Genomic DNA, 14864 nt, shown 5'->3' on the forward strand with positions numbered 1-14864 from the left:
GGCGGCCGGTCCCGCACTTCCTGGTGTGCATCACCGTACAGAACTCTCACGCAGTATCCCTTAATGTGAAGTAATGCGCAGCACCGCCCATAAAATAGCCTGGAACTCATTCAGAAAACAAAACAACAGGCATGGATGCTTAATTCAGAGAGGGCCTGAACTCGCGCCAGGACTGCCCCAGCACCCGCCGTGCCGAGTGCAGAAACAAGGCGGCGATACCCAGGCCCACCACCCAGTCCGGCCAGGGTTGATGAACAACGGCTACCAGTCCGGCTGCTGCCAATACGGAGACATTCGCGACGATGTCGTTGCGCGAGCACAACCACACCGAGCGCATATTGATGTCCTCGTCGCGGTGCCGGGTGAGCAGACGCAGGCACACCAGGTTGGCGGCCAGCGCCAGCAAACCCACCGCGCCCATGGTGGCGGCCTCGGGTGGAACAGCATTGAACATCCGATAAGCCACCTGCCCCAGCACGAACAAGCCGAAACCCGCCATCACCAGGCCCTTGGCCAGTGCAGCGCCCGCCTTCCAGCGCAGTCCGCGCGTCACCGCATACAGGCTCAGTGCATACACCAGTGCATCGCCCAGCATGTCGAGGGAATCCGCCATCAGCGCAACGGAACCGGCCGCCAGTCCGGCGCCGAACTCGACGCCGAACATGACGCTGTTGATCGCCAACACCCACTTCAGCGTGCGCGACTGGCGCGCCTGGAGCTGACCAACCGCACAGGCGCTGTCTTCGCAGCATCCCATGGCAAATTAACCGTCAAATTCGGCAATATCGCCGGGCTTGCGCAGCATCTTGTTGACTTCTCCGGCATGCAACTCCTCCGCAGCGATGAGTTCGCGCGCGTATTCCTCCAGCAATACCGATTTTCCCTGCGCCAGTTCGAGCAACTCGTAGTAAGTGGCCAGCGCGGCCTGCTCATGTTCCAGCGATTCGCGCAGGATGGCGCCGATGTCGTGCTGGTGGGTCTCCAGCAGCGGGCCGATACCCAGCGAGGGATGGCCGCCGAAATGGGTGATCAGCTCACCCGCGCGGCGCGCGTGCAGCAGGCCTTCATCGCCCTGTTCGGTCAGCCAGCTCACAATCGGGATGCGGTTATAGCCGTAGATCATCAGCGCGTAATGGGTGTAGCGCACCACGCCGGCGAGCTCCAGTTCCATGATGCGGTTCAACAGTGCAATGGCTTGCTGCTTGTCCTGGGTTTGCATGATTTTCTCCTTGGTGAAACGCCGGTCACCCGGCGGGACGGGAAGCCCTGATTGGCCATGCCTGCACCCAGAAAAACGGAGGCGGGCTTCCCGGACTTCACCTTATACTTTAGAACATATAGCCCACACCCAGGTTGAAGCGGTCTTTCTTGTTGTCGGTCTTGTAGTTCTGCCAGTCGGCTTTCAGCACCACTTCACGGCTCAGGTTGAAGTTGGCGCCGGCAGTCACCACCGTCTCGTCATTCAGCGGATTGGCCGTATAGCCCGCATCCACGCTGTCCTGGGTATTGTAGCGCTCGTAGCGCACAAACGGACTCAAGCGCATGTCACCCTTTTTCCATACATGGTAGGCCGCCTGGCCGTACCAGCCATAGAAGGACTTGGGCGCGGCATTGCCGGAGCCGGGCGCAATGCCCGCGGCAGTGTTGATGGCCAGGGTATCCCCCAGCGTGCCGCGCGCATACAGCGCCTGCAGCTCGAGGTCGCCCACGCTGTATTTGCCGTGGATATCCCACAGGGTCATGCGCGCATCCTTGCCTGCCAGGAATGAGCTGGACGTATCGCCTACGCCATTCTGGGCGGTATTGCCGCTGAACAGGCCGGTACCGATACTCCAGCCGGGCTGGCGGTAGTTGAGGCCCGCATACAGCGCGAGGTCGTTGGCGGCCGCCTTGAAGCCCTCCGAGCGCATGCCGCGCACGCCGCTGCCCGCGCTGGAGTACTTGCTGGCATCCAGACTGGTGGCGATACCCGCATTGTATTCCAGCGCATCATCCAGAACGCGGCCCTGCAAACCAAACCCCAGCTCGCGCCAGGTGGAAGGAATAATGCGCGATTCCACTTCGTTACGCTCGACCCCATAGAAAGTGGGGGGTTCGTGAGTTTCGTTCAGAAAGCCCAGCGGCATCAGCATCAGGCCGGCGCGCAGGTTGGTGGAAGGGGTCAGCCCGTATTCCAGATAGGCCTGTTCCATGGCCAGTTCGCCCTGCCCGGATTCCACCAGCGCGTGTTCGACTTCCAGCTCGGAATACAGGCGCAGCCTGTCGTTGAAGCGGTGGCCGAAGAACAGCACGAAACGCCGCAGGTCGGCTTGATCCTTGACCGATCCGTCGCGATAATTGTTATACACGGCTTCACCATAGCCACCAATGCTGGTGTCATCCGCACGCGCCGGCGCGGCACTGGCAACTGCGACCTTGACGGCGTTGTCGACCTGCTTTTCACGCGCGGCTTTTTCGTCGGCCAGCTGCTGCTTGAGCGCCGTCATTTCCTGCTGCAGCTGATCGAGTTTTTGTTCCAGGGTGCTGGTGGACGACTCAGCGTGGACGCTGAACGAGAGCGTGATCAGCGTCGCCAGAAGCGCCGGTTTCAGTTTGGGGTGATACATGGTTTTTCCTTTCGGCAGAGCAAGCGGTGTTCGGCTGGCTGGCGACGCTGAAAGGCGTGTGGCTGGCTGGCGGGTTGAGATGGGTATCCAGAGCAGATACGGGTTTAAAAACAGTTTTCGAGCGGGCGCGGCCACGCTGGATGTGCAGCACCAGCATCAACGGCAACGCCAGCCCGGCCACCCAGTGCAGCAGGGGCAGCCAGGCGGCGTTGGCATCGGTGGCGAAGTAATACAGCGCATAGCCGGTCAGTGACAGCCACAGCAATACGCTTTGCATTAAAAAACCGGTACTGCGGTTTTTGTGCAAATGCCAGGCGCGGCGGGTGTGGACAGGGAGTACGGAGCCAACAACAACGAGTATGGCGAACCCCATCAGCCCATGCAGGCGCAGCCACCAGATTTCCAATGGGTGCGCCGTTGCACCGAATTCACCCGGCACGCGCAGAAAATAATGAAACCCCAGCCACAGCGCGCCGGACAACCACAACAGCGCGAACACGCCATACAACACGCGCTTGTGCGGCTTGGCAAAGCGGATCGGCAACGGCAAGTTATACATGGCGTACCTGTTCGCTGTCATTGGCGATACCCCAGCGCGCGCGCCAGCCGGACTGGCCAGTTGCGGCGCTATCGAAGAGGCGGCAGCCGCCGCTCACCGGGTCGTGTTCCAGCATCAGTGCACGCGCGTTGAAGCGTGCCAGCACAGCCCCTGCCTGGGCGGGGTCGGCGTGCACGACCTTGGTCAGCGCATCGGCGCTCATGCAGTCTTGCGCCAATACGGTGACGCTGCGTTCCACACCGCAGGCTGCGCGCGTGTGCGGGTGAATCAGCGGCGTGATCATGCGCCCGCGATGGCGGCGCTGGGTGTAGTAACCGGCTGAGCTGGCGGCGGCGCCTGCACGCAATTCAACCAGCGGCACGATGCTGGTGGGCGCGCCCGGGTGGCGTACATGCAGGGTCTGCGCGGTGGCGCCGAACAGGCGCAAATCGCCGCCGGCGTTGACCCGCCCTGCGCTCATGCCTGAATCCCCCAGCGCCTTAATGGCCAGATCGACTGCATAGCCCTTGGCAATGCCGGATAAATCGATGCGCAGACGCCGCATCAGGCGCACCCGGTTGTCCGGCAGCAACACCACATGGCGCCAGTTGCCCTGGCCGGAAACGCGCGGAAAATCGGCGTGACGCGGCAGAAATCCCAGTTGCGTCAGCGCCGGTGCAATGCTGATGTCGAACAGGCCGTTACTCGCTTCAGCCATTTCCCGGGCCGCCGCCAGCACCCGCCAGGTGTGTCCATACACCGGCACCGGGCGCTCGAATGCGTAGCGATTGATGCGCGACACGTCGGAATCCGCAGCGTGGTAACTCATCAGCGTGTGCACCATTTCCACCGCCTGGAAAGCACGCTCGATCCCGGCCTGTACCCGCTCAGCGTTCGCGCCGGTTGCAGCGATTTCCACCAGGGTGCCGAGCAGCGGCCGCGCGCGCAGATGTTCGACGCCGGGCTGCGGTTGCAGCAGGGCTGCTTCAACCGGGGCATTCACTTCAATGCCGCCTCATAGGTCGCCAGCAGCCGCTTGACCCCGTCGGTCAGATGTTTGCACGACAGCGTGGCGCCGCTGATATTCTTGATGTCCTCATCCAGCTTCAGCGTATCGTCGGCCTTCTTGCCGGTGAACTGGGCACGCCATTTCGGATTTTTCACCTCGCCGCCGTGGGTTTCGCGGTAATCGAGGATTTCCACACCCTTCACCGCGCCATCCAGACCGACGGCCACCGCGTAGGTAATGAATTCGTGCTTGCCGTAGACTTCATCCAGCATGAACCAGCCTGTTGCCTTGCCGCCCTGTTTGGCGTGCCAGGCGTTGACCTCCACCGAGCGCACGCGCACACCCGAGGCGGATTCGACCGCACTGCGCTGGGCGGCGCTGAGCGTGACGGGTCTGGCCTCAAACTGGTCGGCGCCGGGAAACAATACCTTCTGCGCCTGCTCCACGCTCAGATACTGCACCGCAAATGCAGGGGCAGACGCAGCGGCGGGCAGAATCAGCGCCGGGATCATCAGCCAGCGGTCGAGATTGCTCATGCTCATTCCTTAAAAATTGAAACCAAGCTTGACGCGGACTTCCTGTTTGGTCTTTTCTATCAGGTGCAGACTGGTGTCGTTCTGCGCGACAAATTTCTCCCCGCCGCCGCGCAACTGGGGTAGCCAGCTCAAGGTAAACCACCAGTTTTTGTCGCCGTAGTGAATATTCGGTCCGGCCTGTACCGACCAGCGTTCCTGCCCCACTTCGGTTTCAAATTCAGTGTCGTACAGCGCCTCCGCACCGATGAACCACCTGGGCGCGATGCGATACGAGACGCCGGTTCCCGCCAGGACGCCGATTTCCATTTCCGGCCCGGTGGGCCAGTCGAAGCCGGCCGGCAGCCCATCGATCGGCTTGCGCTTGGCATAGGTGGCTTCCAGGCCCAGATTGCCCACCCAGACGAGTTGATCGTCAAGGAAGTTCTTTTGCGCCAGTAGCCAGGTCTCGACCGTGTATTTGTCTTTTTTCTGCCCGGAATACGGATCCAGCGTGCTGTAAGCGCCGGACACATAAGCCGCCAGGCCGAAATCATCCTTGGCCGGGCTCAGAAAATTATATTTGGCCGACACCTCCATACCCGACAGCCTGAGTCCCGAGTTTTCATCCCTGGGGATGTAACCGTCGATCAGCAAGCCCTGGGTATTGACTGACTGCCCGAGCAGATAAACCGCGCCGGTGAACCGGTCGGTTACGCCGTGCTCAAGCTCGGTCTTGCTGTCATACGCGGTATAGCTGCCGGCGCCCTTGTCCCAGCGCCGCGTCACCGTCTGCACCAGCTCCGTAGCGCCCTTGGGCAGCGTCTCCGCGCCCCTGAGATAGCCGAACAGGCTTTCATCGGCAAGCACCGCTCCAGAAAATAAACACAGCGCAGCCGCGCCACCCAACCCTGTGGTCATTAAATTTTTCATGGTAGATCCCCTGGCAAGACAATTAAAAATCTGGCTGGCTTGCCCGGGATCGGGCTGGCTGGCGAAACTGCGCTGGCGACCATCGCCAGCGCCAATAACTTACATCTGGCTTTGCAGCCAGTTCTGGATGCCGACTTTCTGCATCACATCGAGCTGGGTTTCCAGCCAGTCGATGTGCTCTTCGGTGTCTTCCAGAATATGTTCGAACAATTCCCGCGAGACGTAATCCTGCGCGCTCTCGCAGGCGGCAATCGCCGCCACCAGCGTTTCGCGCGAGCCCAGTTCCAGCTTGAGATCACAGGCAATGCATTCCTCGATTTTCTCGCCGATCATGAGCTTGCCGAGCTCCTGCAGGTTGGGCAAGCCCTCCAGAAACAGAATGCGCTCGATCAGCATGTCGGCGTGCTTCATTTCCTCGATGGATTCTTCGTACTCGTGCTTGCCGAGGCTGCCGAAGCCCCAGTTCTTGTACATGCGCGCATGCAGGAAATACTGGTTGATGGCGGTCAGCTCGTGCTGCAACTGGCGGTTCAACCACTGGATGATGTCTGCATTACCTTTCATGTTTGCCTCCTCAGGCAGTTGCCTCGTACAGACGGCCGGGTTCAAGTGGAATGGATTGCATCACGCTCTGTTTCGATAAGGCTTCTTCCAGCACGGCTTTGGCGTGGCAGGCACATTTACCGCATTGCGCGCTCACGCCCAGCCCTTCTTTCAGATCCCGCATCCGGCAGGCACCCTGGCATACAGCCTCGCGGATTGCGCTGTCGGTCACAGCCTTGCATATACAGATATACATGGTGAATGCCCTTTTGCCTATTTGGTCAGAATCAGTTTGCCATTGCGGGTACGGCGCAGACGATAGTGCTCGCCCTGATGCTTGATGAGCACCTCATTGTTCTGCGTGAACAGGGATTCGCTACGTAGCGGCAGCGTCCGATCGACAACCAGATAACGTCTGGCAAGACCGGTGGCCGAGTCTTCCCGGGCTGGGACAGATTGATTCTGCTTCATGATTAATTCGCATCAATATTGTTAATAAGAATGATTCGCAATATCGCATATATTGCCGGCATACGCAAGTAATTTTGAGAACGATTCTTATTTGTAAGCGGGGCCGTTGGTCAGCCGGTGCCACTCAAAACCGGGGCCGGGGTCCGTCTTGCGCCCCGGTGCAATGTCGGAATGCCCCGCAATTTCGATACCGGGACAGGCGGTTTTGAAGAGCGCAATGAGCGCGTCAAGCTGGACATACTGGGCATCGGTAAAAGGTGTATTGTCATCCCCCTCCAGTTCTACACCCACGGAGAAATCATTGCATTTCTCCCAGCCGCGCCAGCTAGATGCCCCGGCATGCCAGGCGCGTTTGACACTGGGGACAAACTGGATGATCTCCCCGTCACGGCGGATGAAAAAATGCGCAGATACGCGCAATGAATGAATACGGGCATAGTAAGGATGCGCGGCCGGATCAAGGCTGTGGGTGAAGAGTGCGATGACGCCGTCACCGCCGAATTCACCCGGTGGCAGCGAAATATTGTGCACCACCAATAAGCGGATATCGGCAGGATTGACGCGCCAATCGCAGTTGGGGGAGGCGATGAAACGCACCCCGGAGACCACACCATTTGATTGCAGCTTCATCATGGCTCCTCGTGCGCGGACTGATCCAACGCCAAATCGATCGCAATGCCGAATTTCTCTGCCACCGGCTCGGCATGCAGCGGTGCATGAAACCGTCCGTCCACAAACAGGAACAAGCTGGGCAGATGAAATACCTCGTACTCCCGCGCCAGCGCGGTGCTTGTCTGCACATCTACCTTGTACAAATGGGCTACCTGTCCGGCCACAAGCTGGGGCAATAATTTTTCCAGACGCCGGCAACTGCCGCAATCCGGACCGCTAAACATCACCAGACTTACCCCATTACTCCGGGCAAGGCGCGGATAAAAATCGAATTCGGTAAGCTCAAGCAGATTCATTTATTCAATCAACTCGACAACCCGTTCCAATGCACCGGCCTGGGTTTCCAGCCAGACTTTGGCCTGCGCAGCAAGCTGCTGACTGTATACCGGATCGTCGATCAAGGTTCTGGCGTGGGCAAAAATCTGTTCATTATCATCACCCGCAAGGACTACCCCAGCTTCCAGGGCGGCGGCCAGCAGTGGCTGATCGCGATGCGCCGGCCCGACAATCACCGGCTTGCCATGCAGGATGGGGGAGGCAATATCAGGCGCATGGCGGGCATGGGAATGCAGCGTTGCGCCAACGACCACGAAATCCACACAGGCATACAGTGCTCCCAGCGGGTGTGTATCTTCGACATAGTAAACCCGTGTCTTGATCGGTATGAAAGAGGTGGACAGGCGCGCATGTCGTATGGTCTGCAGACGGTATTTGATCGACTCCCGATATACCGGCTCGCAACGTGCCAGATCACGCGGCGCCAGGATCATCAGGCCCATCTTGTGGCGCATCAGGCGACTGAAAATGGCATATGCGAGGTCTTCTTCATCCTCACCCGTACCTGCGAAGTAGCCTACCCAACGCCCTCCTTCTCGTTGTTCCTTCAGGCGTTCGCATAGCCCTGTATCCATGACGATTTTCGGTAACTGTTCGACACCGGCGAGGGGATCGCCGGTAATCAGCGCACCCGGCACCGCCATGCCATCGTGAGAAACTGTCACCATCCGGCAGCCTGCTTGCGTAGCCTGGGCATCGCGGGCATTAATCCACCACGCCGGGCAATCTGCCGCCTGCACCAGACCAGCACGACTGCCATCCAGTCCGAGCAGGATCAAGCGCTGTGGACGAATTTTTTCCAGTCTGGATCGCACTTGATCGGCTGCTGCGGGAAGCACCAGACAAGGTAAATTGCCGGCGTAGTCAGTCGTGTTGGGCAGTGCCAGGGCGACGTTACCAAACCGGACCTGTAATGCATCAAGAAATCCGCCTGCGCGTGCCAGCGTGGCCCCATCCGCGATCACCAGTGTGCTGCCCGCCAGGCCCGCCGGCAATTTGTTAAAACCGAGTAAATCCAGCAAACCCATCAAAATAATCCGTTCGTGCTCAAAAGAGGCCAACTTTACGGGATAAGGCTTTACCGCCGCAAGCCTGTTAATATCTCATTTTTTGCTGTCCTGGATTATTGACATGCTTTGGCTGGAATTATTGGGTTTCCTGCTCCTCATTCTGATCGCTGCGGAAGTTTTCGTGAACGCGCTTGAACACCTGGGCGAAAAACTGAAAATCTCCGAGGGTGTTACCGGCTCGATATTTGCCGCAGTAGGCACAGCGTTGCCGGAAACCATGGTGCCGTTGCTGGCGATTTTCGCCGGCACACAGAATGTCCAGATCAACCAGGAAATCGGCGTCGGCGCGATTCTCGGTGCACCGCTCATGCTGTCTACCCTGACCATGTTTCTGATTAGCCTGGCAGTAATCAAAAAACGCGGCTTGCGGGGGCATTTCACGCCGGAACGCAGCGGACTCAAACGCGACATGAATTTTTTCCTGGGCGCATTCGGGCTGTCCTGCGTGGCGCTGTTCATCCCGCATGACTCGGGCCAAATTCGTTTCCTGTTCTCCGTCATCATGGTATTGATCTATTTTGTTTACGTGATGATGACCTTGCGCGCCTCGGCTGCGTTGGTGCAGGATGGTCACGTCACCGAAGCAGGTAAGCCCATGTTCCTGTCGAAGCTCGGCATCCCCACCACCCTGCTCACCATCCTGATTCAACTGGCGCTTGGCCTGGGACTGCTGGTGGCAGGCGCAGAAGGCTTTATCCACGGCATCGAAATCGCTGCACCGATACTGGGTATCTCCGCCCTGTTACTATCGCTGATGATCGTACCACTGGCCACCGAATTGCCGGAAAAGGTCAACAGCATACTGTGGATTCGCAAACACAAGGATACCCTTGCCTTCGGGAACGTAACCGGTGCAATGGTATTCCAGGGTACATTGCTGCCCGCCATCGGCATTGCATTGACCCCATGGATACCTCAAAAAGAAGTGCTTGCCGGCGTCATCATCACGTTGATTGCTGCTGCCTGGCTGCGCCTGATGATCGCTCGAGGCCAGCTACGGGTCTGGCATTTATTGGTAAACGGCGCGCTGTACGCAACTTATCTTGCGATCGCATTGGGATAAACAGGCCCCAAATATACCGGACTATTCTATCCCCAGCCGTTCCAGCCGGTAACGCAAAGCGCGGAATGTGATCCCCAGCAGCTTGGCGGCAGCGGTCTTGTTATAACGGGTTTTTTCCAGTGCCTCCTGAATGGCTTCGCGCTCCAGTTTGTCCAGGTAATCCTGCAACGGCCATTTCGCGCCTGCCTGCAATGCCTCCTGCGCTCCCTCCTCCTGTGCGGGGGTAAGTTGCAAATCCATTGCATCAATCCTGCCGCCACCAGACAGCGCCAGCGCACGCTCCAGAATGTTCTCCAGTTCCCGCACGTTGCCCGGGAAATCGTATTGCGACAGCGCTTTGCCGGCTTCTTTATCGAGCGCAGGTACAGCCATGTCAGCCGCCTGCGCCAGGCGTGCCAGCAAGGTGCCGGCGATTTCCGCCACATCTTCACGCATTTCACGTAACGGCGGCATTTTCAGCTCGATCACATTCAACCGATAGTACAAATCCTGGCGGAAACGGCCTTCCTCCACACAGCGCGCAAGACTCTGGTGGGTGGCGCTGATGACGCGCACATCCACAGGCTCTTCCAATGTGCTGCCGACCTTGCGCACTTTTTTTTCCTGGATCACGCGCAGCAATTTGACCTGCATTTGCAATGGCAAATCGGCCACTTCGTCGAGAAACAGAGTCCCCCCATTGGCAGCCTGAAAAAAACCGTCGCGATCCGCTTCCGCTCCGGTAAAAGCGCCTTTTTTGTAACCGAAAAATTCCGATTCCATCAGATTCTCGGGAATCGCACCGCAGTTGACCGGCACGAATGCCTTGTCCGCCCGCACACCCTGTTCGTGGATGAGCCGTGCGGCGAGTTCCTTGCCACTACCGGATTCGCCGGTGATATACACCGGCGCCTGGGTGCGCGCCAGCTTTTCGATCAGTTCGCGCGCCTGCTGCATGGCGTGAGAAGTCCCGATCAACGCACGTTCCGAAGCTGGCGGCGCTGCATGACGTTCGGGTAGCTTGAGGGCTGATTTGACCAGCGCGCGCAATTGTTCCAGCGTCACCGGTTTATTGATGTAGTCGAATGCGCCTGCCTTGAGTGCTGCCACCGCGTTTTCCGTATTGCCGTGCGCCGTAATCACGGCAACCGGAATTTCCGGCCGCTGCTCACCGATATAGCGCACCACTTCCAAGCCCTCGCCATCGGGCAGGCGCATGTCGGTCAGACACAAGCTGAAATCGCCCTGCTTGAGCTTTGCGATTGCTTCCTGCACACACATTGCACGCTCTACATCCAGCCCCATGCGCAGCAACGTCAATTCCAGCAATTCAAGAATATCCGCCTCATCATCTACAATCAGTACGCTTGCCTGCCCAGTCCGTCCCGCATTATCTTTATTCTTAATCACGTCCCCTCCCTGCAGCTGATCTTGAAATGTCCGCCTGCCTTGTCCGCAACATAATTCAGGCTGGCGCGATTTGCTTCGCACAGTTCACGCGAAATATACAGCCCCAATCCGGTGCCCAGGCTGTCCGTCGTAAAAAATGGCTCGAATAGCTTGCTCATGTTTTCCGCAGGAATGCCTGCACCATCATCGACGATATGCAAGTCCACCCGTGTATTCAACACGTCTACCCACAACTCAATGCTACCCGCCTGTTTGCGCGAATACCGCCAGCCGTTGCGGCACAGATTCCACAACACCTGATTGAGATGGCCGCGATCAAAACACGCGCGGCCACCCTGATCGACATTCAGGCGAATGCTGCCCGGCGGGATATTTTCGGCCAGACTGAATTCCTCCACAAAAATAGACAGATAACTGTCCAGAATAATCGTCTCCGGTTGCACACGGTCACGCCGGTTAAGCGCCAGCACGTCACCAACCAGGCGGTCGATACGCCGGGTATTGTCATGGATGATCTCTAGCAGTCGTATATGGGTTTTGTCTTCACTCGCATCCTCCTGCAGAATCTGCGCAGCATGGCTGATCGAAGACAACGGGTTGCGTATCTCGTGTGCAATATTCGCGGTGAGCCGGCCCAAGGCAGCCAGCTTGATCTGCTGGGCCTGTTGATGCACCCTGCTCAGATCTTCCAGCACCAATACTGCGCCCATCACACGCTTGTCACCTACCGCAATGAAACGTGGCTGGCACTCCGCACTGCTGGACCCGACGGTCAAGGCGGCAAAGCTTGCCTGCGAATTTTTACGCCACTGTTCCAGGCAGTCCACCAATGCGGGCACCACACTGACCAACGGCTGCCCCACACCTTCGCCAGGTGCGCCTGCCAGATCGAGTATGCGCACCGCTTGACGGTTAGCCTGGCGTATATTGCCCTCACCGTCGAGCACGATGACGCCGTCCTGCATATCTTCGATCACCAGCTGGTTGATCTGCGCCATGTTTTCCAGGTCTTCCGCACGCTCGGCCGCCAGTTGCTCGCTGACATGGCTGCGTTTGGTCAGTACATGTGCAACCCAGGCTGTAGTGAAAAATGCCACGCCGAGCAAGCCGGCCTGGGAATAGTCCCCAACAGCCTGATGGTAATCCAGCACGCCGAAGGTATGGGCAACCAATACCGCCACGGTTGCCAGTGCGGCATGCAACAAGACCAGCCTGCCGCGACTGATCAGACCGCTGGATACCAGCGATACCATCAGCAGCAGACCCAAACCACTGCGCACACCGCCACTCACTGACATCATCAGGACGATCAGCGTGATATCGGTCAATATCTGAAAACTGACCTGCCACTCGAAACGCGGTTTACGCAAGCTGATGGTAACGATGGCAAGTGCAGCCAAGCCAAGATAGATAATGTTATAGAGAAAAAATAATGCAGGATTCTCCTGGCCAAGCAGCGGCTGCTCGGAAGACAGCAGACTCACGACCAGGAACACGCCACCGAGTGTCAGCCGGTACAAATTCAGATAATGCAGCGTGCGCCAGTAGCTGTCCGGCTGGACGACCGGAGAAGAGGTTACGCTGTCAGCAATCGGCCCCAATGGGTTGCTCGCGTATTGATTCACTCAGGATTGATGCAGCTGACGATGTTCATTTCCGCAAAAAAACTCACCACGCGATAGCACTGCCTCACTCCGCGGCAAGTTCACGCCGCAATGCACGCAACGTACCATATCTTCAGGTGGTTTGTTTCTGGGAGGGATATCTTTCAGGCTGTTGCTCCGGGCGGAGGATTTGATCACCCAGTAAATCACGCCACCGATAATCAACAACAACAGTACTTTTGCCAACGCGATCTCCAGAAAATCCAGCACTTCCATGCTGGCTGCATACTTGGCAGAGGATAGGGTACTCAGCTTAACTGGTCGGGGTGAGAGGATTCGAACCTCCGGCCTCTACGTCCCGAACGTAGCGCTCTACCAGGCTAAGCTACACCCCGAATTGACTTGCGGTGTAAAAAACTCAACCGGGCAAATTCAATAATCACGGTTGACAGCAAAGTCGACCAATTTTAACAGACTCGATTTGTATTGAGAATCCGGCAAACCGGAAATGGCCGCGCACGCAATCTCGGCTTCGCGCGTTGCCTGACGGCGCGTGTAATCGAGCGCACCACTGCTGCCAATCGCTGCCAATATGGTTTGGAATTCGGCTCGACCACCTTCCTCAATGGCACGGCGCACCATACTTGCCTGTTCGGGTGTGCCGTGTCTCATCAGATACAGCAAAGGCAGGGTAGGCTTGCCTTCGGCCAGATCATCGCCGATATTCTTGCCTATTTCTGCATGATTTCCCGAATAATCAAGCACGTCATCAATCAGTTGAAAAGCCGTACCAAGATGCATTCCGTAGGCAGCCATGGCATCCTCGGCAGCGCGTTCAGCACCGCCAATAATTGCGCCCAGGCGGGCTGCCGCTTCAAACAGCTTCGCCGTTTTGTAACGAATTATCCGCAAATAATCGTCTTCGTGGATATCCGCGTCATTGCAGTTCATCAGTTGCAATACCTCACCCTCAGCAATGATATTGGTGGCATCGGATAACACTTCCATGATCCGCATGTTATTCACCGTCACCATCATCTGGAATGCGCGCGAATAGAGAAAATCCCCTACCAGTACGCTCGCTGCGTTACCAAACAGGGTATTGGCAGTCTCCCGTCCGCGCCGCAGAGTCGATTCGTCCACCACATCATCGTGCAGCAAGGTTGCAGTGTGGATGAATTCGACCACTGCTGCGAGTTCGTGCTGATGCGTGCCCCGATAATCAAACGCACCAGCGGAGAGCAATACAAGTGCCGGACGCAGGCGCTTGCCACCGCTATTGATGATATATTCACTGACCTGACTGACCAGCACCACTTCAGAATGCAGGCGTGCGCGGATCACCGCATCCACGCTACGCATATCATCTGCCAAAAACGCTTGAATTGCCTGCATGGTTTAAAGAATCGCAAAAAAGAGTTGAATGGTAGGGAGACACGCATAGTTGTGTCAAGGACGGTTTGACCTTGTCTGTTGATTTCTATATAATTCCGCGCTTCCTCTAGTTTAGATGTTTGGAGCTCACCATGTATGCGGTCATAAAAACCGGCGGCAAGCAGTATCGTGTCGTCGCCGGCGAAAAACTTAAAGTAGAACAGATCACCGCGGACGTTGGCAGCGAAATCGTGCTGGATCAGGTGTTTATGGTTGCCGAAGGCGACAACATCAAAGTCGGCGCGCCGTTGGTTGACGGTGCCAAGGTCACTGCGACCATTATTTCGCATGGCCGCGGCGAGAAAATCCGCATTTTCAAGATGCGTCGCCGCAAGCATTACCAAAAGCATCAAGGTCATCGCCAAAATTACACTGAAATCCAGATCAGTGGCATTTCGGCATAAGGAGATAAACCATGGCACACAAAAAAGCAGGCGGTAGTTCCCGTAACGGCCGCGACTCACATTCCAAACGCCTGGGTGTGAAACTTTACGGCGGCCAGGAAGTTTTGGCTGGCAATATCATTGTGCGCCAGCGCGGCACGCAGTTTCATGCTGGCGAAAACGTGGGTATGGGCAAGGACCACACCCTGTTTGCAACAACGAATGGCGTGGTTCAATTTGTCATCAAGGGCGCGCTTAAACGCAGGATGGTTAACATCGTCCCAGCGGCATAAGCTTACCC

General features: G+C 57.5%; 20 protein-coding genes and 1 tRNA gene. 3 read left to right on the top strand and 18 right to left on the bottom strand.

Going from position 1 to position 14864, the window contains the following annotated elements; genetic code table 11:
- Positions 1 to 139: 139 nt before the first annotated feature.
- From ACYCZJ_RS00325 to ACYCZJ_RS00385, 13 genes are all read right to left on the bottom strand, one after another.
- Positions 140 to 757, bottom strand: coding sequence for a cation transporter (locus ACYCZJ_RS00325; protein ID WP_461552229.1), 618 nt, complete (start codon positions 755 to 757; stop codon positions 140 to 142).
- 6 nt (positions 758 to 763) lie between these two features.
- On the bottom strand, positions 764 to 1219 hold the full coding sequence (locus ACYCZJ_RS00330; protein WP_461552230.1) for a ferritin-like domain-containing protein: 456 nt from the start codon (positions 1217 to 1219) through the stop codon (positions 764 to 766).
- Positions 1220 to 1328: 109 nt separating this feature from the next.
- Positions 1329 to 2606 (bottom strand): hypothetical protein, encoded by a 1278-nt coding sequence (locus tag ACYCZJ_RS00335; RefSeq protein WP_461552231.1) that lies wholly within the window; start codon positions 2604 to 2606, stop codon positions 1329 to 1331.
- Positions 2536 to 3186, bottom strand: a complete 651-nt coding sequence (locus ACYCZJ_RS00340) for a hypothetical protein (protein ID WP_461552232.1) — start codon at positions 3184 to 3186, stop codon at positions 2536 to 2538. Before ACYCZJ_RS00340 ends, ACYCZJ_RS00335 begins: the two co-directional genes overlap by 71 nt.
- A complete protein-coding gene (locus ACYCZJ_RS00345; RefSeq protein WP_461552233.1) occupies positions 3158 to 4147 on the bottom strand; it encodes an FAD:protein FMN transferase in 990 nt (329 codons plus the stop codon). The genes ACYCZJ_RS00340 and ACYCZJ_RS00345 overlap by 29 nt, the downstream gene beginning before the upstream one ends.
- On the bottom strand, positions 4144 to 4689 hold the full coding sequence (locus ACYCZJ_RS00350) for an FMN-binding protein (protein WP_461552234.1): 546 nt from the start codon (positions 4687 to 4689) through the stop codon (positions 4144 to 4146). The genes ACYCZJ_RS00345 and ACYCZJ_RS00350 overlap by 4 nt, the downstream gene beginning before the upstream one ends.
- A 9-nt stretch (positions 4690 to 4698) precedes the next feature.
- Positions 4699 to 5598, bottom strand: a complete 900-nt coding sequence (locus tag ACYCZJ_RS00355; RefSeq protein ID WP_461552235.1) for a DUF6662 family protein — start codon at positions 5596 to 5598, stop codon at positions 4699 to 4701.
- A gap of 99 nt (positions 5599 to 5697) precedes the next feature.
- Positions 5698 to 6162: a bacterioferritin gene (gene bfr, locus ACYCZJ_RS00360; RefSeq protein WP_461552236.1), complete on the bottom strand. Its 465-nt coding sequence runs from the start codon at positions 6160 to 6162 to the stop codon at positions 5698 to 5700.
- 10 nt (positions 6163 to 6172) lie between these two features.
- Complete coding sequence (locus ACYCZJ_RS00365; RefSeq protein WP_461552237.1) at positions 6173 to 6397, bottom strand: bacterioferritin-associated ferredoxin; 225 nt, start codon at positions 6395 to 6397, stop codon at positions 6173 to 6175.
- Between the two features lie 17 nt (positions 6398 to 6414).
- Positions 6415 to 6612: a hemin uptake protein HemP gene (gene hemP, locus ACYCZJ_RS00370; RefSeq protein ID WP_461552238.1), complete on the bottom strand. Its 198-nt coding sequence runs from the start codon at positions 6610 to 6612 to the stop codon at positions 6415 to 6417.
- 87 nt (positions 6613 to 6699) lie between these two features.
- Positions 6700 to 7242, bottom strand: coding sequence for a 1,6-anhydro-N-acetylmuramyl-L-alanine amidase AmpD (ampD, locus tag ACYCZJ_RS00375; protein ID WP_461552466.1), 543 nt, complete (start codon positions 7240 to 7242; stop codon positions 6700 to 6702).
- Positions 7242 to 7580 (bottom strand): thioredoxin family protein, encoded by a 339-nt coding sequence (locus ACYCZJ_RS00380; protein ID WP_461552239.1) that lies wholly within the window; start codon positions 7578 to 7580, stop codon positions 7242 to 7244. Before ACYCZJ_RS00380 ends, ampD begins: the two co-directional genes overlap by 1 nt.
- Positions 7581 to 8648: a hypothetical protein gene (locus tag ACYCZJ_RS00385; protein ID WP_461552240.1), complete on the bottom strand. Its 1068-nt coding sequence runs from the start codon at positions 8646 to 8648 to the stop codon at positions 7581 to 7583.
- A 103-nt stretch (positions 8649 to 8751) separates the two neighbouring features.
- Between ACYCZJ_RS00385 and ACYCZJ_RS00390 the strand changes: the two genes are divergently transcribed.
- On the top strand, positions 8752 to 9753 hold the full coding sequence (locus tag ACYCZJ_RS00390; RefSeq protein WP_461552241.1) for a sodium:calcium antiporter: 1002 nt from the start codon (positions 8752 to 8754) through the stop codon (positions 9751 to 9753).
- Between the two features lie 21 nt (positions 9754 to 9774).
- Here the strand turns inward: ACYCZJ_RS00390 and ACYCZJ_RS00395 are convergent, their stop codons facing one another.
- From ACYCZJ_RS00395 to ispB, 5 genes are all read right to left on the bottom strand, one after another.
- Positions 9775 to 11142, bottom strand: a complete 1368-nt coding sequence (locus tag ACYCZJ_RS00395) for a sigma-54-dependent transcriptional regulator (protein ID WP_461552242.1) — start codon at positions 11140 to 11142, stop codon at positions 9775 to 9777.
- Complete coding sequence (locus ACYCZJ_RS00400; RefSeq protein ID WP_461552243.1) at positions 11139 to 12767, bottom strand: sensor histidine kinase; 1629 nt, start codon at positions 12765 to 12767, stop codon at positions 11139 to 11141. The genes ACYCZJ_RS00395 and ACYCZJ_RS00400 overlap by 4 nt, the downstream gene beginning before the upstream one ends.
- Positions 12768 to 13022, bottom strand: a complete 255-nt coding sequence (locus ACYCZJ_RS00405) for a PP0621 family protein (RefSeq protein WP_461552244.1) — start codon at positions 13020 to 13022, stop codon at positions 12768 to 12770. It abuts the gene before it with no gap.
- Between the two features lie 42 nt (positions 13023 to 13064).
- Positions 13065 to 13141: transfer RNA gene (locus ACYCZJ_RS00410), tRNA-Pro, on the bottom strand.
- Positions 13142 to 13178: 37 nt separating this feature from the next.
- Entirely contained in the window at positions 13179 to 14141 is a 963-nt protein-coding gene (ispB, locus tag ACYCZJ_RS00415) for an octaprenyl diphosphate synthase (protein ID WP_461552245.1), read from the bottom strand.
- A gap of 131 nt (positions 14142 to 14272) precedes the next feature.
- Between ispB and rplU the strand changes: the two genes are divergently transcribed.
- Together rplU and rpmA are read left to right on the top strand one after the other, a co-directional pair.
- The gene (gene rplU / locus ACYCZJ_RS00420; protein ID WP_124704755.1) at positions 14273 to 14584 is read left to right on the top strand and encodes a 50S ribosomal protein L21; all 312 of its coding nucleotides are present in this window, start codon (positions 14273 to 14275) and stop codon (positions 14582 to 14584) included.
- A gap of 11 nt (positions 14585 to 14595) precedes the next feature.
- A complete protein-coding gene (rpmA, locus tag ACYCZJ_RS00425; RefSeq protein WP_461552246.1) occupies positions 14596 to 14856 on the top strand; it encodes a 50S ribosomal protein L27 in 261 nt (86 codons plus the stop codon).
- Positions 14857 to 14864: the final 8 nt, after the last annotated feature.

This window comes from Sulfuriferula sp. (assembly GCF_054605375.1).